Genomic DNA, 20,166 nt, shown 5'->3' with positions numbered 1-20,166 from the left:
CATAAATCGCCCAAACAGCCATCAATTACGTGATGTACTTACTTGGCAGGCTATTGATCTTTGCTATATACCACGGTTCTGGGCTGAATGGCATAAATCATATATAACCTTCATGTGAATGTTTGCTTACAGAATTTAAGCACGCCTGATATGCCGTTTTGGGGCCTTGACGAATATTCGACCTCTGGCGAGGATTCTTACCAATTGCGCACTTCATTCCAGAATGACCAACTATCTGGGGTGTGCGCGAACTGGAGGAATTTTTCATGAGGAGCCCCCTCAACGGGAGGAGAGTCGGTCGCGTCGCGGTCGTACTCGCCCTACCCCTTGCCCTCAGCCTCAGCGCGATGCCTGTACTGGCCGACCCGGCGCCGCAAGCCAGTGAGGTCGCCCCCGACCGGCAGCCCAGCACAGAACAGAACGGCGTGGCGCTGCTGCGCATCATCGTCCCCGACCAGGAGGCCGTCGACCGGCTCAACACCATGGACGTCGACCTCGCGGAGTACAAGAGGTCCGTCGACGAGGGCCTTGAGGTGCACGCCGTGCTGAGCCCGGAGGAGGCGCAGGAGTTGCGCGTCCTCGGCTTCGACGTGCGCGGTGCCATCTCCGACCAGACCGACGTGGCCGAGAACAGGGCCGCGCGGCAGGAGGCGCTCACCAAGGCGGCGGAGGCGGCGGCGGACACCGACACGCTGACCCCGCTCCGCGCCGAGTGGTTCACCAGCCTCGACGGCCAGCACTTCCTCGCGGTGGAGGTGAAGTCGAGCGCCACCGACGCGCAGACCGTGCTCACCGCCACCTGGGACAGCGGAAAGGACACGGCCCCGGACTCGGGCGGCACCACGACGATGTCGCGCTTCACCGACGCCGGCCAGTACATGTACCACCGGTTCAACTCGCCGCTGGCCCTCACCGCGGTTCCCACCAAGGTCACCATCACCAGCAACCGGGGTGGATCGGTCACGGTCCCGGTGACCAAGTGGCTGGGTGAGAAGCGCAAGGCGCCGAGCAAGCACTACGTCGCGGACTTCGTCGACCGCTACATGGACCCCACCGAGCTCACCAACCGGATCACCGCCCTGGCCGCGGAGTTCCCGAAGATCAGCCAGATCGTCGACCTGCCCAACAAGACGAACGGCTACCGCCGGGCGGCGCAGGCCCAGTTCGGCACGGTCGCGGCGAGCACGCTCTACGTGAGCTCGAAGGCCTACGGACACGAGGGCGGCAACGACATCAGTGTCGCCCTGGTGAAGCCGGGCGCCGCCTCGGCCGCGCTGAGCGTCTCGGTGAGCGGCAAGGACGTCGTGGTCAACCTCGGCACCGACGCGTCCGGCGCGATCAACAGCACCGCCGTCCAGGTGGTCACCGCGCTCAACGGCGACGCCGCCGCGTCGGCGCTGCTGACCGCCGCCACCTACCGGGGCAACGCCGGCACCGGCCTCGTCGCCGCCGCGGCGGCGACGAGGCTGACGGACAACCTCAAGGCGCCGGCCGCCGTCTCGCGCGACCCGTTCCAGATGAAGGCCCTGCGCATCGGCAAGAAGCGCGACGGTTCGAAGACCGGCGTGTTCCTCTACTGCCAGGAGCACGCCCGCGAATGGGTGACCCCGCTGGTCTGCGTGGAGACCGCCGAGCGGCTGCTGCGCAACTACGCCCGTGACGCGGAGACCAAGAAGCTGGTCGACGACCTCGACATCTTCATCCTGCCCACGTCCAACCCCGACGGCGGGCACTACAGCATGTACGACTACAACATGCAGCGCCGCAACATGTTCAACCACTGCGACGTGAACAACGGCGACCCGGCCCGGCGCAACTCCTGGGGCGTGGACCTGAACCGCAACTTCTCGGTCGGTTCGGTGTACGACGGCTACAGCGGTGCCTCGACGGTCTGCACCAGCGACACCTTCGCGGGCCCGGCCGAGCTGTCCGAGCCGGAGGCGCGCAACCAGGTCTGGCTCACCACCCAGTTCCCGAACATCAAGTTCGCGATGAACACGCACTCCTACGGCGGCTACTTCATGTGGCCTCCGGGTGCCTACAAGGCCGCCGGGCGCGAGCTGCTGCCGCGGGTCGACTACGGCACGGAGAACTTCTTCTGGAAGGCCTCCGACCACATCCTGTCCGCGGTCCAGTCCTGGCGCGGTACGGCGATCTGGCCGGGCCGCACCGGTCCGGTGCCGGACGTGCTGTACTCCGCGGCCGGTAACAGCGCCGACGAGCACTGGTTCAACCGGGGCATCATCGGCTGGGACTTCGAGGTCGGCGCGGACGTCTACAACCCGGAGACCAAGCGCTTCCAGGCGGTCGGCTTCCAGCCGTCGTTCGAGGAGGGTCACGAGGAGGCGATGGAGTTCGCCGCCGGCCAGATCGGCATCCTGGAGATCGCCAGGTCCTTCTCCGACGACAACAAGCAGCCGAAGTCGGAACTGAGCGTGACGGGGCAGACCGGCACCTCGGCCACCTTCACCTTCAAGACCAACGAGCCCGCCAACGTGTACTACACGCTGGACGGCAGCCGCCCGACGCTGAGCTCCGCCAAGCTCGCCGCCGCGGGAATGCGAGAGGGCGCGCAGCAGATCACCGTCGACAAGACCACCGAGGTGCACTGGTTCGCCGTCGACATCGCCGGCAACGTCGAGAACAACTACAAGCCCGACGGCAGGGGCAACAACTACCGCAAGGAGAAGGTGAAGGTCCTCGAAGCCCGCTGACCCCACCTGACGCCCGCACGGCCGCCGGTCCATGGACCGGCGGCCGTCGCCCGTTCACCGCCCCGTACGGCCGTACGGGCGCCGTCGCACCGACCGGCGCCCGCCGTGAGATCGACCGTCTCGCGGCCGAGATCGGCCGGGCGCTGGGATGGGTCGAGGCCGCACCGACCGGCGCCCGCCGTGAGATCGACCGCCTTCGCCACGGGCTCCCGCGTTTTCACCCGCGTTCCCGCCCGTGGCCGGAGCCCCTACTTCCGGAGCGCGCCCGGCAGGAGATCCCACTCCTGCCAGGAGATCTCCCTGCCGGGCCAGCGGACCGAGGTGTACGGCCACGCCTCGCGCAACCAGGCGCGGACCACCGGCTCCAGTTCCTCCTCCAGGCCCGTGCCCTCCTCGTCGGCCCGCACCCAGAACGACACGTCGGCGTCGGCCCCCTGCCTTTCCGGGGGGTCGATGTAGACGCAGCCGAGCAGGCGGGATCCCTCCGGGTTCAGTACCGCGTAGTTGAACGATCTGCGCAGCAGTGCCTCCTTCTGGTGCCAGGCCAGATCGATCAGGTTGTCCTCCAGCGTCATGTCGTCGAGCGGCCAGCCGCCCCACAGCGGGAAGCGCTCCCGGAGCCGGGCGGCGCTGCTCATCACGGCGTCGAAGTCACGTACCGCGTCGTGCACCGTGATGGGCCGGATGCGGAACCGCTCATGCTCGACACCCGCGGGAATCTCATGGGTTCTTGGTAGGAACGACATACGGAACAGCCTGACGCGCCCGCCTTGGCACCTGCTGAACTCCTGCTTGCCGGTAGATCTTTCTGGACGGACCGGGCGGAGAGGTCGCTTCCGCCGCCGACACGCCGGCGGGCCCTGGGCCGGCGAGTCCAGCGGCGCCGGGCTGGGCGTGTGCCTGTTTTCGCTGGTTGGGCTATGGTCGGCAGCATGGCGACCTCGTGGCGAACCCCACGTGAGTCCACCGCCCTGTCCGTGGTGGTGGGCTTGGTTCTGGCCGCCCTCCTGCTTGCCGCCCTGGCCCCGGCCTCGTACGGCGGCGGCCCCGCCCTGCGGTCCGCCGGAGCGATCGGCGACATCCGGGAGCCCGGGAAGTGGCTCGAACAGTCGTCGACCATGCCACGGGCATCCGCCGGCGCCTTCGAGCACATGCCGGCCCTCCGGCGGCTGCACCAGCGTTCCGCCTCCGATCTGGCGAACCTGTTACCGCTCCTGTCCCCCGCGTGGCGGGATCCGGACATGGTGCGCAGCCCCCAGCTGGCCACCCACCGGACCTCGGGCTCGCGCAGCCCGCCCCTGATCTAGCCGATCCATTCCCCTTCACCACCTGTCGGGCCACGCGCTCGACCGGCGGGTGGCGTACGCGCGCCGGTGTTCACCGAAACACCCGGGTGCGCGCTCTGCCGTCCGCCGCGTCCGCGTGTCACCGGACAGAGCCGTGGAACGGCCGCGGCTCTGTGCACCCTGCCCCGGCCGATACCCCGCAGGTTCCATCGGGCCGTACCCCGGCCCGGTTTCACGCCATGCCCGCGAGGCCGCGACCAGGCCCCGCCGGGCGAACTCGATGACGAGCGCGGCCACCTGCGCCGCCTGGCGTTCTCAGCTTTGGAAAGGACTTCCGATCATGTCAGTCAACAGTGAGGGCACCCGTCTCAGCAGCGTGCAGGTCCGGATCATCCGCGAGGAACTGGACGAGCAGCTCCTGTGGCGTACCACCCGGGTGAACGAGCTCGAAGCCTCGGTGGAGGACGGGGAGGTCGCGTCCCGGCAGGACGAGCTCGTCGCCCTCGCCGCCGCGGGCCGCGACCTCGCGGAGACCAGGCGGGCACTGGAGAGCCTTGACGCCGGCACCTACGGCCGGTGCGTCGGCTGCGACGCGGACATCCCCTTCGAGAGGCTGAAGATCCGTCCGCTCGCCCGGTACTGCATCGCCTGCCAGCGGCGCCACGAGGCCCGCTGACCCCCGGCGGCCCCGCCCGTTGTCCGCCGCCGGACAGGGCGGGGCCGCCGCACCGGCCGGGGGATCGGCCCGCTGCCGGATCACCGGGTGTTCCAGCGGATCGTTCAGGTGATGTCTCGCCTGAGTGGTGCTGCGACGGCGATGGCGGTGGCGATCAGGGCATAGGCCAGCAGTACGGCGGCGCCGAGTGGCGCGGAGAGCAACGTGGTGGCCGAGGTGCCGGTCTGGCCGGCGATGGCGTCGGCCAGGTAGGTGAATCCGGTCAGCGCGGCGGTCGCGCCGCCCGGCAGGTAGGGGTAGACCGCCTTGACGCCGGGGATGAGCATGAGGACGGTCTCGATCATGTACAGGTAGGCGCCGACGGTGACGAGTGCCGCCGCCTGGTTGCGCAGGATCGCGCCCACCGCCGCGCCGAGCAGGGTGTAGACGGCCATGGCCAGAGCGATGCGGGCCAGGAGTGCCAGGACGGTGCTCGTGGGCAGACCAAGGGCGACACCCTTGAGCGCCGACGCGGAGAAGAGGGCGCCGGCGGCGACGGTGCAGGCGATGAGGCCGTAGGCGAGTCCGCTTCCGGTGTAGGTGAGGAGCTTGGCCACCAGCCAGGTCCACCGCCGGGGGGCGAACAGTGCCGTGGTGGTGATGGTCCGGTGCCGGTGTTCGGTGGTCACCGCGGCCGTCCCGAGCAGGGCGGGGATGAACATGGTGAACCCGAGCAGGCCGAGCATGACGTGCACGCCTTCGGCCGTGTCCAGGCCCGGCATGGGCGGGGTGAAGTTCTCCGGCCCGATGAGCGCGAGCAGCCCGGTGAAGGCGCCACTGCCGAGGGCGGCCAGCAGGCCCCACAGCCACAGTCTGGTGCCGGTCAGGCGGCTCCATTCCGCCGCGATGAGAGCGATCATCGGTGGCCTCCGGTGAGATCGAGGAACGCCCGCTCAAGGGTGGGGCGTTCGGGGGTGATCTCGTGCAGTGCGATACCGCGGTCCGCCGCGGCGGTCGCGACCTGCGCGGTGGTCATGTCGTGGATGCGCAGGGTGTCCGGTCCCAGGACCTCCGTGGGGACCGTGAGGTGGGCTCTGAGCCGGTCCGCCTGCGGTGACCGGACACGCACGGCTGTCCTGCCGTACAGCTCGGAGATGGGACCGGTGGCGATCAGTCGTCCCTGACGTATCACCACGACGTGGTCGGCTGTCTGCTCGATCTCGCCGAGGACGTGGCTGGAGATCAGGATGGTGCGTCCCTCGGCGGCCAGATCGCGAAGGAAAGTGCGCATCCAGGAGATGCCCTCGGGATCGAGGCCGTTGCCCGGCTCGTCCAGCAGGAGCACGTGGGGGTCGCCGAGCAGGGCGGTGGCCAGGTTGAGGCGCTGGCGCATACCGGTGGACAGGGTGCGGGTGGCGCGGTCGGCGAAGGCCGACACCCCGGTCAACTCGGCGACCCGCAGGGCGCGGGCCTTGCCGTACCCGCCCATACGGGAGTAGATCCGCAGGTGGCGCAGGGCCGTGTGGGCGGGGTGGAAGCCGGAGCCGTCCAGCACCGCGCCGACGGTCGCCGACGGCCTGGCCAGGTCGGCGTAGCGCTTTCCGTCGATGGTGGCGGTGCCGGAGGTGGGCGCGACCAGGCCCAGCATCATCCGCATGGTGGTGGTCTTGCCCGCGCCGTTCGGCCCGAGGAAGCCGGTCACCGTGCCGGGGATGGCCTGGAAGGTGAGGTCGGTGACGGCGGATACCGGGCCGAACGCCTTGGTCAGGCCGCGCGCCTCGACGCTCACCGCTGCACCCGCGTCAGCCGGCGCCGGATCTCCTGGGCGTCCTGGACGCCGAGGATCAGCTCGTCGACGCCCGCCACCCTGTGCCTCAGGACGATCCGCACGCCCGGAACGCCTCGCTGGGCGGCCACCAGCCGCTTGACGCCGCCGAAGGACGTCCAGGTGCCGACCTTGATGTAGCCGCTGACCACCAGCCCGGAACGCAGCCCCTTGGCCGCGGTGAGCGGCTGGTCGAGGTGGTGTACGTCGGCGATCGCCTCCAGAGGCACGTCCACCCGGCCGGCCTTGACGAACAGTCGCGTCCACGACGGAAAGTGCACGCTCAGCGTTCCGTCGTGAATCCGTACCTGGATCATGCTGCCTCCTTGGCGAGTTGTATCTGTTCTATTAGTTCTATATCAGATAGGGTATCGATGTGCACCTGACACTTGACCTGGACAGCGAGGTCCCGATCTACCAGCAGATCAGGGACCGGGTCGTGGAGGCGATCGCCCGCCGACAGGCGCGCGAAGGCGACCCGCTACCTTCGACGCGGCAGCTCGCCGCGGACTTCGGTATCAATTTCCATACCGTGAACAAGTCCTATGACCTGCTACGACAGCAGGGCATCATCCGGATCAACCGCAAGAGCGGCGCGGTCATCCGCCGCGATGCCGACACCGGCCCGCCCGAGGCCGGATTCATCGACGACTGGGAAGAGAGAATGCGGGTACTCCTGGCGGAAGCCACCGTTCACGGCTTGGACCGCGACGACGTGATACGGCGCTGCGAGGCGATCGTGGCCGGCTTCGGGACACGGCCATGATGCTGTCCATCGCCGCCGACCTCGCTCTGGTCGCGCTGGTCACGTGCCTCATGCTGGTGCTGCCCGCGCTGGCGCGGCCGACGCTGCCGTTCGGGGTGCGGGTGACCGCCGAGCGGGCAGGCGACCCGGCGATCGTCACCCAGCGGCGCACCTACACCCGCCTGGTCGTCGGGATGGCCGTCGTCGCCGCGGCGGTCTCGATCCTCACCGGGCAGTCGGCGGTGACGCTCGGGGTACTGGTCGCCGCCGATCTGCTGCTGTACTACCGCGCCCATCTCAAGGTCCGCGCGGCCAAGAGCGGCGGGGGATGGGTGGGCGAGCGGCGTCAGGGCGTCACCATGGACACGACCTTCCGCACCGACCCGGTCCGCGTGCCGTGGGTATGGGGGTCGCCCGCCCTGGCGGTCGTGCTGCTCACCGCGGGGATCGGCTGGTGGTCGTCCAGCACCGTGGCCGGATGGCTCGAACCGGTGTTGTCCCAGGCCGGGCTCACCCTGCTGGTCGTCGTCGTGATCCTGATCGTGTTGCGTGCCCGGCCCGACCTCGACGCGGCCCGGCCCAAGTCCTCGGCTCGCCGCTACCGCATCTACCTGCGCGGTGTGGCCATCCTGTCGTTGCTGTCCGCCGCCTGCCTCGATCTGAGCCTGCTCATCTGGGCGTTGCGGCAATGGGGGATCGTCGGGGACACGGTCGGGTGGCTGGTGGCCGGGTGGCTGCCGTTGGTCGCCCTGCTCGGCGGATGGCTGGTGTGGGAGACGAAGGTCGGCCAGGCAGGGCACCGCCTGCCCGCCCTGCCCGACGAACAGGAGGAGGACACCGGGATAGCGCAGCGCGACGATGACCGGTACTGGTTTCTCGCGGGCACGATCTATGCCAACCGGCGCGACCCCGCCCTTCTCGTCCACGCCCGGCTGGGCTCCTCCAGCTGGACGCTCAACCTCGGGCACCCCGTCGCCTGGCTGCTGCTCGGCCTTGTCGTCCTCGGCCTCGCCGGGCTCGTCCTGGCCACCGTGTTCGGCGGCATCGACCTGCCCCAGAAGCGCGGCATCGGCTGACCGCCGGGGGGTCGTGTTCGAGACGGCTTGCCGCCGGACCGGATCGGTGAGAGCGCGGACGGGCGGAGCTCGTGGAACATGCCGGGAGCCGGCGGTTCGCCCAGGGCGCCCCGGTATCCGGTATCCCGGTGGTAACCACCGCTCCGGATAGCGTCCGGGCCAGCGGCCGGAACGTGAGATCCGGCCCTGACGACAGGGATGTTCCGATGAGCGAGATCGTGATTTTCGGGGCCGGCGGCCGGGCCGGACGTGCGGCCGTGACTGAGGCACGCGGACGTGGCCACCGGGTCACCGCAGTCGTCCGCGACCCGGCCAAGCATGGAGACCTCGCGGCCGAGGGCGTACGGGTCGTCGCGGGCGATGTCACCGACACGTCCGCGATCACCAAGATCGCCGCAGGTCACGACGGTGCGATCAGTGCCGCCTGCGATATGGGCGTCGACCCGCATGACTTCTTCACCGGCTCGACGCGGGCCCTGATCGACGGTCTGGGACAGGCCGGAGTGGGGCGGCTGGTGGTGGTCGGGCTGGCCTCCGCCCTGGAGACCGCCTCCGGGGCGAAACTGATGGACACCCCCGGCTATCCCCAGGAGTACCGATCGTTCTACCTGGGACACGCCGCCGGGACGGAGACGTTGCGCGCGGCCGAGACCACCCTCGACTGGCTGGTCGTCAGCCCGGCCGGCGACTTCGACCACGGCGGTACGCGCACCGGCCGGTACCGGACGGCCCCGGCGGACGCGGCCAGCCGCATCTCCTACGCCGACCTCGCGATCGCACTGCTCGACGAGATCGACACCCCGAAGCACCACGGCACGCATCTCGGGGTCGAGGAGGGCTGAGAGAGGTGGGCTCCCCGGTTTCTGGAAACCGGAGGCCGGGGAGTCCGGGCATGAACGACCTGCCAGGCGGGGTCAGCCGGCGAGGGCTGTCGCGATCAGGCGCCCACACCCTCTTCGACCGCGGTTATCTGGCCGTCGATCCCACGTACCGGCTGAGGGTCAGCCCACGGCTTCGCGAGGAGTTCGGCAACGGCGAGCAGTTCTACCGACGTGCCGGAAGCCAGATCGCCGTTCCCCGACACCGGCACGACCGGCCAGATATCGAGACCCTCGAATGGCACCTCGACGAGGTGTTCCTGGCGTCCTGACTCACGTGATCTGGGACGTCATCAAGTCCCCCGGCAGAAGAAGACGCTGAGAATCCCCACCTCCGCTTTGACATGCCAGCGAGCATGTGGGGTCGGACCTTCGCGTCGGCGGTGTTGCCCGTCAGTGGTCGCTGCGGAGGAGGTGACGCCTCGGTTCGGGGTGCCCGGCCTGCGTTTCTGAGGGGAGACAGTGGGCAGCACGCTGATATGTCCAAAACGGATAATTCGGTCACGGTGACTCCCTGTGAAAACGGGCCGTTGTTGATTCGAGGGGTGTTCACGCTGATGACTCAGGACGGGGTCGTCATCGACCCGGGCCGGACGACGGTGGCGCTGTGCCGCTGCGGGCGTTCGGCGGCCAAGCCGTTCTGTGACGGCTCGCACAAGCGGGTCGGTTTCCGGGCCGCGAGCGAGCCCGACGCGGTGGCCTGAGCACGCGCCCTGAGCCGGCGGGAGGAGTGCGCGGCGGTCCGCATCCGACGTCCGGCGTAGGGGACCCCGCCGCGAAACAGGCGGGCCGCCAGTGCCAGCCAACTGCATACGGCCCTCTCCAGCAGCCACACCGGGGCGAACAGCGCGGCGGTGAAGGGGAAGACCCGCCGCCCGCCGCCCCTGCGGCGGCCGATCTCGGCCAGTCCCACCGCCAGCCCGGCCGACGCGGCGGCACCGGCCAGAACCGTCCGGGAACGCCGGCGTGACAACCCGGCGGCCAGGGCGGGGACGACGGCGAGGAAGAACGCCATGCGGGCCGGTTGGGCCAGGTCGTCGTAGGCCTGCCGGACGCGCTGGGACCAGAACCGGTGCGGCTCCGGCGGCAGACGGCGGACGTAGAGGTCCAGGGGGCGGCACTCGCGACCGCCGTGGGCGCGGATCGTGCGGATGAGTTCCAGGTTTTCGAACAACACGTTCCCGTCGTAGCCGCCCATCTTCAGGAAGATCGAGCGGCGTACGCCGAACGTGCCGGGGTAGTCGGCGCCGAAGCCGCGGTTGAGCAGGGTCCGGGCGGTGTCCCAGCGGGCGTGCCAGGGCAGGGGGGCGAAGTAGTTCTGCGGCCGGACCAGGTCGGCTCCCCGCAGCAGGGTGTCCAGCCTGGACAGTTCGGCCTCGCCGTAGCGGACGTCGTCGTCGGCGATGACCACGTGTTCGGCGCCGGCCTGGCGCATTCCGGTGATCACGCCGTTGACCTTGCCGTTGGCGAAGCCGAGATCCTCGTCGGGCCGCATGTGCCACACCAGGCCGTTCCACCGGTGCGCGTGCCGGTCGAACAGGGCGGCCGGGGAGCCGTCGACGACGATGACGCGGACGCTGCGGCTGAGCCGGCGTAGGTAGGCGGTCAGCTCCGCAAGGCCGGAGTCGTCGTCCCAGCGCAACGGCAGCACGTAATCCAGGTCCATCATCGGCTTCCCACCATCAGGCCCGCCTCCCGCAGGGACGAGGCCCCGCGCCGCCAGTTGTGCATGACGTGCTCGGCGAAGAGCCGCTCCAGGGTGAGGGCGCAGGCGGCCCCGTACAGGACGTCACCGGCGCGTGCGGGGTACTGCCGTGCGAACCCGCCGCACATGTCGTGCGCGGCGATCTGCTCGTGGACGGCGTCGGCCTGCACGTGTTCGTCGTAGAAACGCCTCGCCTCCTGGTCCCCGCCCAGTCTCCGCAGGCCCATGGAGTAGCGGTGGTTGGGGATCGAGGAGGTCATCTCGAACGCCGCCAGGTGGCCCAGCAGCGCTCCGAGGTGGCGCCGGTGGAGCCCGAACAGCGACATGGCGTTGGAGACGGCCAGGGTGATCGCCGGGACCCGGTCCAGGTAGGCGCCGTAGGAGTCGTCCATACCCAGGCGGCGCATGGTGGTGCGAAACAGCTCCGAGTGCATCCGCCCGGCGCGCCCGCCGCCGTACTCGTCCGCCTGGATCTCGACCAGGGCCGCCTTGGGGTCACCATGCAGCCGGGGGATCGCCCAGGTGTGCGGGTCGGCCTCCTTGAGATGGTAGATCGACCGGTGCGCGACGAACTCGCGGAACTGCGCGAGATCGGCCTCACGCTGCAGGAATCCCGACAGATCGGGCCCGGCGGCGGTGGCCGTCAGCTCGGCCAAGGCCCGGCGCATGGGCACCGAGAAGGTGGGAACGGGGCGCGGCACCGCCCGTGCGAGACCGTCCTCGAACCGCCGCTCCAGCGCCCTTCTGACCGCCAGCAGTGACGGCTCCCACTCCCACTCCTCGTCCACCTCCGCGAAGCCGCGATAGTGCAGCTCGTAACAGGCGAAAAGCGCGAGCTGGAGATCCTCGTCCTCCAGGGCCGGCGTCCTGGCGGGCACCGGTGGCGGGCCGAACTCATGAGGCGGGCACGCCAGCCGCTCGAAGAGAAGCGCGGTGAGGGGACCTCGAGGCGCGGGCAGTTGCATCCTGGTCTCCCGAAGCGACGATGGATCGATGAAGAATCGATGGATGGTGCAGTTGAATAAATTGCGTCCCATTTGTAGTAATAGCGCCTTCTTTGGGCGATAAGTTAAATTTGAGATGTTCCCTCACCTGCCGAGAACTAACGTGACCGCGCGGCGGGTTCACGCCCTGTGCCGGGCGGAGCCGGTTGTCTCAGCCGGTGGCCGGTGGGCAGGATCCGGCTCGCCGCCGAGGTCCGGCGCGACCACCGGTGGAACGTGCCGTTCCACCGTCGGCGGTCCCTCGGGTACGGCCGCCGCACACGATCACACCGATCTCATCTCACCGGTTTCCCCCGGCGGGTCGACGGCGGGCAGCCGTGCCTCCTCGATCTGCACGCGAAGGGCGGCACGCGGGCTGCGTAGCTCATGTGAGACGTCGGAGGCGAACCGGTACGCCTTCCAGCTGCGCTCAAGGGCGCTGTTGATGCCGTGGGCGAGCCGGTTGATCTCCTGTCGGCCAGGGCACTCCGGGATCCGGCCCTCCGGGTGACCCTCGTTGATCTCGTCGAGGTGGTCGCAGATCCTCCTCACCGGGCGCAGCGTAGCCGTGACGATGCCGCGCATCCTCCAGCCGGTGAGTGCCATCGGCATGATCGTCTGGGCCCGAAAAGGATACCGAGCAGGCCTGGGACGACAGGCCCGGGGACACGCCGCGCCGGGGGGCGGGCAGGGGAGTCCGGGGCGGACCGCACGCGTGCGGCCCCCGCTGAGACGGGAGCGGGGCTGACCGATCCGGACGGGATCATCGGGCGGGAGGCCTCCGGGGTGTGCCGGAGGCGTGTCCCGGGCGGCCGATGAGCTCGGTGGCTCATCGCCCGGCTCCGCGACCTGGAGCGATTCGACGCCCGGGGTTGCCGGACCGTCCCGCATGGACACCGTGGGCGAGGGCCGTGGCGGCTTTTGCGCCGGGGTCCCACCGGGACATCGCGATCCGGCCTCGGATGTACGCCGCCATGAGAACGCCTCCCGACGCCGGTACCGGTGTCGCCAGGGTGGTGATGAGAACGGTGAGCCGCACGCAGGTGGACTGTGCGGGCAGTAGCACGCGCAGGCCGGTACCCCCGATAAAAGGGTGTACTCACTGCCATAAAAGGATTTGCATACTTTTTATAAAAGATTTCCTATATGACGCTTTGTTGGGTGCCGCATGGTACGTGGTGGGTCACCTCGGACAGCCCGGAGCAGGCGGCCCGAGGGGATCGCGGACCTACCGCGAGGCGCCATGAGCTACCCTCGCGCCCGCTCCGGAGGGCCTGGGACCGTCCGGGGTGTTCCCGGCATGGCCCCGGTGAAGATCTTGCTGTCCGTGGTACCGGCCGGGTCTTTGGCGCGTACACCGGGGGAATGACGGCGTCATGGAGCTGTTCGCCCCGATACCGCTGGACGAGTGGCGGGACACCAAGGCCACGTTGCACCGGTTCTGCCAGGTGGTGGGCAAGATCCGGCTCGCCGCCGAGGTCCGGCGCAACCACTGGTGGAACGTGCCGTTCCACCTCACCGGCCGAGGGCTCACCACCCGTCCGATGGGGCAGGCGGACGGCAACCCGATCTTCACGATCGACTTCGACTTTGTCGGCCACCAGCTACTCGTCACCGAGTTGGACGGCAGGGCGGTGTCCTTCCCGCTCTACGGCCAGTCGGTGGCGTCCTTCTACCACCGGGTCATGCTGGCGCTGGCGGAGCTGGACGTGCAGGTGGACCTGGACAGGCCCTGGCCGTTCGACCTGCCCGACTCCGGGCGGCCGTTCGTCGAGGATACCGAGCACGCGGCCTACGACCCCGTCATGGTCATTCGCTACTGGCAGGTCCTCAGCCAGGTGAACCTGGTGCTGGAGGAGTTCGCCTCGGGCTTCTCGGGGAAGATCAGCCCGGTGCACCACTTCTGGCACACCTTCGACATCGTCTGCAGCCGCTTCTCCGACCGCCGGGTCGACCAGCCGCCCTCGGTCGACTCCGTGACGCGGGAGGCCTACTCGCGGGAGGTGATCAGCTCCGGCTTCTGGTTCGGCGACGACGCCTTCCCCGAGCCCGCTTTCTACTCGTACACCGCCCCCGAGCCCGAAGGGCTGGAGAACGAGCCGCTGAGGCCCGAGGCCGCGGAGTGGATCGAGCAGCGAGGCGGCCATCTGGCCGTGCTGCGCTACGCCGACGCCCGGACCGAACCCGATCCGCGCGCCGCGGTACTGGCCTTCTACGAGAGCGCCTACCAGGCCGGAGCCCGGCGGGCCGGTTGGGACGTCGCCCGGCTCGCCTGCCCCGGTGGGATCACCGACCCGCAGCTGAGAACCGGCCCCTGACCGGGTTAACCGTTGGATCGGGTGTCCTCCGGCTTTGTAGGCTCCTGCGGTGGACGTTGACAGCGGGACAGTGATCCGGATCGCGGTCGCGGAGGATGCGGCCTCGGTCGCACGCGTCCACCTGGCCTCCCGGGCGGCGACCATGCCGTACCTACCTCCGCAGAAGCGCACCCATGACCAGGTGGCCCGGTGGCTCCGGGACGTCGTCCTCAGGGAATGCCGGGCCTGGGTCGCGGTGCGCGGCGCGGAGATCCTGGGGTATGCCGCCGTCGAGGGCGACATGCTCGAACACCTCTACCTACGTCCGGACGCCCGCCGCCAGGGGATCGGCACGCTGCTTCTCGACGAGGTCAAGCGGAACAGCCCCGATGGGGTCTCCCTGCACGTCTTCCAGCAGAACACCGACGCCCGCGCGTTCTATGAGCGGCACGGCTTCACCGTCCTCGACACCAACGACGGCAGCCGCAACATGGAGGCGCTGCCCGACATGACCCTTCGCTGGAGCCCGCCCAGCGCCCGGTGAGAGGGCATCCGCTCGGGGGCCGATCCGGCGGCAGGCGGCCCGGAGGGATCGCGGGCCCGCCGCGAGGCGCGGGCGTGAGCCCCCGGTAGCCGCCGGGGCCGTCAGGGCCCACTGCGGAACCCGGTCCTCCATCGGTGTGCCGCGCATCTCCTCCATGCCGTGCGACCAGAGGACCTCGGAGTCGAGCGGCCCGACCCAGTCGCGGCGTTCCCGCAGGGTGAGCGATGTCGACATCGGCATGACGTCGTCGGGCTTCTGCGCGTACCGCCAGCCGTTGTAGCGCGCGGGGGCGACGATGTGGGTGTCCAGGTCGATCCGGGCCAGGTCGCGCTCGGCGAAGGTGTAGTGCAGCGAGCCCCCGTCCATCGCCATCCGGCACGCCTCCACTCACCCGGCACAGCTCCACAACGGTCATCCGGACTCCAAGCCCTGAACCGTTACGATCCGGATCATTCAAACAGCAAGCCCCCGCCGCCACTACCGCCCCTCCTGTCGACATCGCCCGCAGCCGCTTCTCCGCACGCCGGGCCGGAGTCCGGCTCGCCCGCCCCGGCGGGATCACCGACCTGCGGCTGAGAATCGGACCGTTACCGGCGGCACGCCGCTCAGGGACCGATCCAGCGGACCAGGTCGTCCAGCGGCAGGCGGCCCGAGGGGATCGCGGACCTGCCGCGAGGCGCGGGCGCGGGGTAGCCGAGGGAGATGGCGGTCCTGACCTGCCACGGAGCCTCGACGCCGACCATCCGGCCGGCCCGCTCGGCGTTGGCGGCGGGGAAGAACGAGGCCGGGCAGCTTCCCAGACCGAGGTCGTGCGCGGCGAGCATGAGGCTCTGGGCGGCCCGGCCCGCGTCGAACTCCGCGTCCTCGCCGCCCGTGCCGTGGTCCACCGCGAGCAGGACGACCACCGGAGCACCGGCCAGGTGAGCCGCGTAGCCTCCCAGCAGGCTCAATCTCCGCTGCAGGCCGCGCTCCCTGACCACGACGAACCTCCAGGGCTGGCGGTTGCGCGCCGACCCGGTCCAGCGAGCCGTCTCCAGCACCCGCACGATGTCGCCCGTCGGCACCGGTGTGTCGGCGAACCACCGGGTGGCCCGCAGCGGCCCGCCCCTCTGCTCCACGCCCATCTCCCCGATCCCTGCTCCAGCGACGTCCCGAGGCTAGCCCCGTTTTCCGTACGTTCCGCATCGTTGCAGGTCAGCAGCTATATCTGATCCAGTGCGGCGGGTAGTCGACCCTGGTCAACCGGGGTCATGTGCGGAACACAGGGCTAGCGGTCGCTCCACTTGATCTCGTAGGGCTGGAGGGTGAACGACGTGTCGTCCACGGTCGTGGTGATCTTCGCGTCGGTGGTGTTGACCATCAGCAGCCGCCGCGGCTGCGCGAGCACCCGGACCTTGGGGTCGGAGGAGGTGACGTGCTCCAGTTCGGCTCCGGCGGGGAACCAGGTGGTGAAGTCGGCCACCAGCTTGCCGGTCGGGAGCTCGGCACCGGTCCGCGGGTCCCACATGCAGCCCTGGCAGGTGCCCTCCTTGACCTGTGGATTCCAGTACAGCGCGGTGGCGGCGCCGCTCTCGGCGAACTCGATCATCGAGGCGGCCTGGACGGCGAGTCGCATCGGCTCCGGCCAGGTGGTGTTGTCCTCGGGGACGAAGTACCACTCCGACCACCAGACCGGCAGGTCGCCGGTCTTGTCGCGCAGCCAGGTGGTGACCGCGCTGAACTTGCTCAGCGCTCCGAACGCGTCGGGCAGCAACTCGTGGGCGTCGGTCAGCGAGGCGCCGTCGACCACGATGAAGTCGGCGCCCTTCTTGTTCTTGAACCAGTAGTTGAAAGCGTCCAGGGCGTTCTGGTTGACGACTCCCCAGCTGCCACGCAGTTCGGACTTGCCGGTCCTGTTGCTGTCGAAGCCGAGGTAGGGGCCGCCGATCTTGGCGTCGGGCCGGACCGCCTTCACCGCGTCGTAGACCTTGTTGTAGAGGTCGGTGTAGCCCTTGAAGTCCGCGGGCTTGGAGTGGTCCTTCCAGAAGCCCTTGAACTCGTTCCAGACCATGAAGTACTCGACGTCGCGGTACTTCGCGGCGACGGCCGCCGACAGCTTGGCGAAGTCGTCGAAGTGCTTGGGATAGGGGGCGTCCTCCAGGTGTTCGCCCCAGGCCGAGTCCTCGGTCGGGCCCTCGGGGCCGCCCTTCATCCAGTCAGGGGCGCAGCAGAGCGTGATGATCTGTGTGCCGCCGGACTGCCTCATGAGGTTCGTCCGGCTGTCGAGGTCCTCCCAGTAGAACTCCTGCGGGCGCGGTTGGGGGTTGAGCGCCCCGAACCCCATGATGTGCTGGTTCTGCAGCATCGGGGTCCGGGCGAGTGTCCGGCTCACCTCCTGCTCGAACTGCGGGGTGACGTTGTTGGCGCTGATCCCCGTGTGGGTGAACCCCCAGCGAGGCCATCCGGGGTCCACCGCAGGCGCTTTCCGGATTTTGCCGTTGGACGCCGTGGTCGCGGGATCGGACGCCGCCGTCGAGGGGGCGTCGGCCTGTCGCGTGGCGGTGACCGCCTGGTCCGGGGCGCCGCCGAAGGAACAACTCACCGCCATCATCGCCGTGGCGATGACTCCCGCGGCTGAGGCGACCACCCGCCCAGGACGCCACCATGTCGATCCCTCAGTACTCGATGACACCTGATCCCCACTCGATCTTCGCCGTCTGCTTTGCCCAGAGCGTTCCACAGGCGGAGTAAAAGCGGCGTATAGGGAAGTGGTTCGCAGGTAAACGTTATGGTCGACCTAAAAGGCGGGCGTGCTCGCCGGTCACCGTGGGCCGGCGCCGCCTTCGCGGTGTCGGCCGGTTCGCCGGTCAGGGGACGAACCGGGTATCGATGCGGCGGCGGTACGAAGGCCCGCCCCGGACGCCTTGATCGGCGAACGAGGCGGGCCCTCACGTCGGATCAGCGGTCAGTTGTGCACCTGCACCGATCCCGCGGTGATCTCCTGGGGATCGGCCAGGTCCAGGTCGTACTCCAGCGAAGGCCGGTTGTCGTAAAGCTTGGCCCGTACCGGGTAGGCCCCGGTCTTCAGGTCCCACACCACGAGCCTGAGCCGTCCGGGATCGTAGCCGTACAGGACAAAGCCTCGCCCGTCCGCCGTTTCGCCCTTCACGGCGAGCCGGTCGTCGGGGGTCACGACCAGCCATTCGAGCCGGCCCGATCCGATCTCGAAGTCCGTCCCCTGTACGCGGACGGTGACCTTGCCGTTGCCCGGCTCAGGCCCCTGGTCGGCGGGCAGGTACTTCGGGTTGAACTGGAAGTGCGCCTTGCCCTCGACGGGTGCGGGCGAGGCGAAGTGGCCGCCGCCGGTGGCGAATCCGGCGTCGGGGTCGTAGGCCACGACCATGGTCTGCCGGTTCCTGGTGCCCAGGTCGTCGTCGGTGACGGTGACGCCGATCGTGTACATGCCGGGGTGGGCGTAGCGGTGCGTGCGGTCGCAGCGCTTGCCCGTGGCGGCGAACTCCTCCCTGACCCCGTCGTCCCAGACGACCACGCAGGTGTGGGTGTCGTTCGTGCCGGGGTCGCTGACCGGCACGGCGACGGTGACGTCGGTGCCGGCCCGGTAGACCGACCACGGTTCGGGGCCGAAGCCGTTGAGGTCGGCGGTCGCCGAGCCGCGCAGCGAGCCGCCGGAGCCGGAGACCCTGGGGGCGACGTTGCGTACGGTCACGCCCGCGCGGTCGCTGACCGGACCGTTGACACCGTCGCTGGCCGTCAGCGTCGCCACGAACTCACCATCGTCGTTGCACGTGACGGTGGTGCGGGCGGCGTGCGGGTCGGCCACCACGCAGGCGGCGCCCGCGTCGGTTCCGGAGACGGGGCTCACGGTCCAGGTCAGGGCGGGTGTGGACTCGCGGTCGTGGGCGTAGCCGTTGAGCGTGATGCGGGCGCCCTCGTCACCGGTGACATCGGGCCCGGCGTCGGCGGTGGGTGGCTCGTTGACAGGGGCGGGTAGCGAGCCACCGCTGCCGCCGTCGGTGATGTTCACCCAGAACTCGTCCTGGACGGGCGCGTCGGGGTCGGTCGAGGTGTACAGGATGCGGTCACCGGTGTAGTAGGCGCGCAGCCTGCCGCCCGCGACGGAGTTCTGCCGCTGAGGTACGGGCCGGACCGAGAAGTCCCAGTCGGGGTGTGCGGCGCCCTCGATCGTGGAGGCGAAGGGGTACTCGTCGCACTGCTCGGCGGGCGGCTGGGGTGGCGTGGGCAACCACAGATCGAAGTACCAGTCCCGCTCGGTGCCGGTGCGGTAGCAGGCAGCCTCCTTGTGCGCCTCGTTCGACCTGGCGACCGTGGTGTTCGCGGGGTCGTAGCGGTGCAGGCCCGGGTCGCTCTCGCTGCCCAGCCGGCCCGGCATCTTCTTGTCGCGCGGCCGTGGCACGCCCGGCGGGACGAGTAGCGGGTAGGTGTCGTTGGGGAAGTCCTGGGCCGTCTTGATGTGGAAGGCGACCGATTCGAGATCCCTGTCGCCGGTGGAGTAGGTGATGTGCGGGAGCACCTCGCTGAAGACACAGGCGTTCGGGGCGTGCTGGAAGTAGCCGGCCGAGTCACAGCGGATCATCCGGTCGGGAGTGTGGATGTCCTTGATCATCTTGAACTCGCCCTCCTCGCCGGAGGTCAACCTGATGAACCATCGGTGATAGAGCACCTTGTCCTGGTAACTGGACTGGTCCTCATGGGAGTAGATGTCCCACTTGGCCCAATCTCCGCGATCCCAGTCCCCCCAGGTGCGGTCGATGCCGGAGAACGCGCCATGGCAGTAGGTCGGTGACTCCTGGCAGTCGCCGACCGCGACGAAGGACTGGCCGGGCGCGGTGACCCAGTTGTCGATCAGGCCCCAGTCGTAGTCGACCGAGTCCTCCTCGATTCTGAAGTAGATCCGGGCTTTGCGCGTCTGGTTGCTGGACAGGCCGATGATGTTGTACTTGGCCTCGGTCGTTCCTTCGTGCTCCGGCGGCTTGTTGGTGTAGATCTTCCAGTAGTCGAAGATCATCGTGCCGCGCTGGCAGTACTGGAACCTGTTGTGGATACGGCCGACCGCGCTCTCCGCGCCCGGCAGTGACAGGCAGGTGTCGACGAAGCCGCTGTCGGGCTCGTCCGGCGGCTCGGCCAGGGCCGCGATCCTGCCCGCTTCCTCTTCGCCGTCACCGAACTCCGCGGAGTCGCGGTAGGACTTCTGACCGGTGGCGACCGCGACCTGCTTGGCCTCGCGCTGTGCCTGCTCCGGCGTGAGCGGTTCGGTCGCCTTCGTGACCTTGGCCCGTAACTGGTCCGTGGTGAGTGTGGTCCCGTCGGCGTACCTGAAGCTGACGCGGACCTCGCGCTCGGTCTTGGGGTCCTCGGCCGCTGCGGGCATGGCCGAGGGGGTGACCTGGGATGACTCTGCGACGGCCGGTGGCGTGAGTGCTGCCCCCAGCACAGCCAC

The 20,166-nt window shown here is 69.3% G+C and carries 19 protein-coding genes and 1 pseudogene; 10 read left to right on the top strand and 10 right to left on the bottom strand.

Translation table 11 applies throughout. The features are described from left to right. Positions 1–347: 347 nt before the first annotated feature. Positions 348–2,714, top strand: a complete 2,367-nt coding sequence (locus tag IG98_RS0119610; RefSeq protein ID WP_157594416.1) for a M14 family metallopeptidase — start codon at positions 348–350, stop codon at positions 2,712–2,714. Positions 2,715–2,962: 248 nt separating this feature from the next. Here the strand turns inward: IG98_RS0119610 and IG98_RS0119605 are convergent, their stop codons facing one another. Then, positions 2,963–3,460, bottom strand: coding sequence for a GNAT family N-acetyltransferase (locus IG98_RS0119605; protein ID WP_030913832.1), 498 nt, complete (start codon positions 3,458–3,460; stop codon positions 2,963–2,965). Positions 3,461–3,646: 186 nt separating this feature from the next. Between IG98_RS0119605 and IG98_RS0119600 the strand changes: the two genes are divergently transcribed. Together IG98_RS0119600 and IG98_RS0119595 are read left to right on the top strand one after the other, a co-directional pair. Further along, the gene (locus IG98_RS0119600; RefSeq protein WP_157594415.1) at positions 3,647–4,021 is read left to right on the top strand and encodes a hypothetical protein; all 375 of its coding nucleotides are present in this window, start codon (positions 3,647–3,649) and stop codon (positions 4,019–4,021) included. A 319-nt stretch (positions 4,022–4,340) separates the two neighbouring features. Next, positions 4,341–4,676 (top strand): TraR/DksA family transcriptional regulator, encoded by a 336-nt coding sequence (locus IG98_RS0119595; protein WP_030913830.1) that lies wholly within the window; start codon positions 4,341–4,343, stop codon positions 4,674–4,676. 104 nt (positions 4,677–4,780) lie between these two features. Here the strand turns inward: IG98_RS0119595 and IG98_RS0119590 are convergent, their stop codons facing one another. The 3 genes from IG98_RS0119590 to IG98_RS0119580 are packed head-to-tail and all read right to left on the bottom strand — an operon-like array spanning position 4,781 to position 6,797. Next, the gene (locus tag IG98_RS0119590) at positions 4,781–5,575 is read right to left on the bottom strand and encodes an ABC transporter permease (RefSeq protein WP_030913829.1); all 795 of its coding nucleotides are present in this window, start codon (positions 5,573–5,575) and stop codon (positions 4,781–4,783) included. After that, complete coding sequence (locus IG98_RS0119585; protein WP_030913827.1) at positions 5,572–6,444, bottom strand: ABC transporter ATP-binding protein; 873 nt, start codon at positions 6,442–6,444, stop codon at positions 5,572–5,574. Before IG98_RS0119585 ends, IG98_RS0119590 begins: the two co-directional genes overlap by 4 nt. Next, positions 6,441–6,797 (bottom strand): hypothetical protein, encoded by a 357-nt coding sequence (locus IG98_RS0119580; RefSeq protein WP_030913825.1) that lies wholly within the window; start codon positions 6,795–6,797, stop codon positions 6,441–6,443. Before IG98_RS0119580 ends, IG98_RS0119585 begins: the two co-directional genes overlap by 4 nt. Positions 6,798–6,856: 59 nt before the next feature. Here IG98_RS0119580 and IG98_RS0119575 point away from each other — a divergent pair, with 59 nt between their 5' ends. From IG98_RS0119575 to IG98_RS54625, 5 genes and pseudogenes are all read left to right on the top strand, one after another. Continuing rightward, the gene (locus IG98_RS0119575) at positions 6,857–7,246 is read left to right on the top strand and encodes a GntR family transcriptional regulator (RefSeq protein ID WP_030913822.1); all 390 of its coding nucleotides are present in this window, start codon (positions 6,857–6,859) and stop codon (positions 7,244–7,246) included. Further along, complete coding sequence (locus IG98_RS0119570) at positions 7,243–8,301, top strand: DUF1648 domain-containing protein (protein ID WP_030913820.1); 1,059 nt, start codon at positions 7,243–7,245, stop codon at positions 8,299–8,301. Before IG98_RS0119575 ends, IG98_RS0119570 begins: the two co-directional genes overlap by 4 nt. Before the next feature lie 206 nt (positions 8,302–8,507). After that, positions 8,508–9,143, top strand: coding sequence for an NAD(P)-dependent oxidoreductase (locus IG98_RS0119565; RefSeq protein WP_030913818.1), 636 nt, complete (start codon positions 8,508–8,510; stop codon positions 9,141–9,143). A 50-nt stretch (positions 9,144–9,193) separates the two neighbouring features. After that, complete coding sequence (locus tag IG98_RS0119560; protein WP_030913817.1) at positions 9,194–9,451, top strand: hypothetical protein; 258 nt, start codon at positions 9,194–9,196, stop codon at positions 9,449–9,451. 72 nt (positions 9,452–9,523) lie between these two features. Continuing rightward, positions 9,524–9,778: pseudogene (locus IG98_RS54625) on the top strand (hypothetical protein); the annotation flags it as partial. Here IG98_RS54625 and IG98_RS54620 read toward each other — a convergent pair. The 3 genes from IG98_RS54620 to IG98_RS0119545 all read right to left on the bottom strand — a co-directional run bounded on the left by IG98_RS54620 (position 9,742) and on the right by IG98_RS0119545 (position 12,473). Next, positions 9,742–10,848, bottom strand: coding sequence for a glycosyltransferase family 2 protein (locus IG98_RS54620; protein ID WP_037970757.1), 1,107 nt, complete (start codon positions 10,846–10,848; stop codon positions 9,742–9,744). The pseudogene IG98_RS54625 and the gene IG98_RS54620 sit on opposite strands and share 37 nt — an antisense overlap. After that, the gene (locus IG98_RS0119550; protein WP_030913813.1) at positions 10,845–11,849 is read right to left on the bottom strand and encodes an iron-containing redox enzyme family protein; all 1,005 of its coding nucleotides are present in this window, start codon (positions 11,847–11,849) and stop codon (positions 10,845–10,847) included. The genes IG98_RS54620 and IG98_RS0119550 overlap by 4 nt, the downstream gene beginning before the upstream one ends. A 303-nt stretch (positions 11,850–12,152) precedes the next feature. Further along, positions 12,153–12,473, bottom strand: a complete 321-nt coding sequence (locus IG98_RS0119545) for a HAMP domain-containing protein (protein WP_030913811.1) — start codon at positions 12,471–12,473, stop codon at positions 12,153–12,155. A 770-nt stretch (positions 12,474–13,243) separates the two neighbouring features. Between IG98_RS0119545 and IG98_RS0119540 the strand changes: the two genes are divergently transcribed. After that, positions 13,244–14,185 (top strand): DUF5996 family protein, encoded by a 942-nt coding sequence (locus tag IG98_RS0119540; protein ID WP_030913809.1) that lies wholly within the window; start codon positions 13,244–13,246, stop codon positions 14,183–14,185. Between the two features lie 49 nt (positions 14,186–14,234). Beyond that, positions 14,235–14,708, top strand: coding sequence for a GNAT family N-acetyltransferase (locus IG98_RS0119535; protein WP_051752467.1), 474 nt, complete (start codon positions 14,235–14,237; stop codon positions 14,706–14,708). 605 nt (positions 14,709–15,313) lie between these two features. Here the strand turns inward: IG98_RS0119535 and IG98_RS0119525 are convergent. From IG98_RS0119525 to IG98_RS52580, 3 genes are all read right to left on the bottom strand, one after another. Then, positions 15,314–15,826, bottom strand: a complete 513-nt coding sequence (locus tag IG98_RS0119525) for a nitroreductase family protein (RefSeq protein ID WP_211264029.1) — start codon at positions 15,824–15,826, stop codon at positions 15,314–15,316. 149 nt (positions 15,827–15,975) lie between these two features. After that, a complete protein-coding gene (locus IG98_RS0119520) occupies positions 15,976–17,334 on the bottom strand; it encodes a hypothetical protein (RefSeq protein ID WP_084195498.1) in 1,359 nt (452 codons plus the stop codon). Positions 17,335–17,652: 318 nt separating this feature from the next. Then, the gene (locus IG98_RS52580; RefSeq protein ID WP_245651634.1) at positions 17,653–20,166 is read right to left on the bottom strand and encodes a PKD domain-containing protein; all 2,514 of its coding nucleotides are present in this window, start codon (positions 20,164–20,166) and stop codon (positions 17,653–17,655) included.

It is taken from the genome of Streptosporangium amethystogenes, assembly GCF_000721075.1.
GTDB classification, from domain to species: domain Bacteria; phylum Actinomycetota; class Actinomycetes; order Streptosporangiales; family Streptosporangiaceae; genus Streptosporangium; species Streptosporangium amethystogenes.
This window is presented reverse-complemented; position numbering and strand designations above follow the sequence as displayed.